1 pseudogene is annotated in these 791 nt (G+C 66.1%); it reads left to right on the forward strand.

The features are described 5' to 3' along the window. Positions 1 to 777: pseudogene (locus tag OEB96_RS00355) on the forward strand (hypothetical protein); the annotation flags it as partial. Positions 778 to 791 lie beyond the last annotated feature (14 nt).

Here is a 791-nt window from a genome sequence, read left to right on the forward strand (position 1 = left end):
CCCAGCGGCGTGTTCCTCGACGTGGAGGCGGCCGGGGGCATGGTGGAGGTCTGCGGCAACTCGCTCGACGACGACGGTGACACCGACGTGGACTGCGACGACGCCGATTGCCTGGGGACCCCGGCATGTGCGGAGCCCGAGGTCTGCAACGACACGGTCGACGACGACGGCGACGGCGACGTGGACTGCGACGATGCCGACTGCGGGGAGGACCCCGCGTGCTTCGAGCTGGACTGCGACGACACGATCGACGGCGACGGCGACACGCTGGTCGACTGTGACGACCCCGATTGCACGGGTGATCCGGCGTGTCCGCCCCCGTGGACGGTGCTCGATCAGGCCGACTTCGAGAGCGGCTGGGGCATCTACATCGACGGCGGCACCGATGCCCAGCGGCTGAACAACGCCAGCTATGCGCACGGCGGCAGCTACTCGGCCGAGATCCGCGACAACTCGGGACAGGCCTCGTCGTTCTACTCCAACACGATCGACCTCAGCGGCTACACGAACCTCGAGGTCGACTTCTGGTACTACGCGCGCAGCATGGAGAACGGCGAGAACTTCTTCGTGGAGCTGTACGACGGCTCGAGCTGGCAGGTGATCGCCGATCTCTCCCAGCCCGCCGACTTCGCCAACAACACGATGAACAACGAGATCATCACCGTCGACTCGGGCTCGTACACCTTCAGCAGCGTGGCGCGGCTGCGGTTCCGCTGCGATGCCTCGAACGACTCCGACTGGATCAACGTGGACGACATCACGATCTCGGCGTACTAGGCTGGCCGAGCACG

Origin of the sequence: Paraliomyxa miuraensis, from assembly GCF_026337845.1 — a bacterium.
Taxonomy (GTDB): domain Bacteria; phylum Myxococcota_A; class Polyangia; order Nannocystales; family Nannocystaceae; genus Paraliomyxa; species Paraliomyxa miuraensis.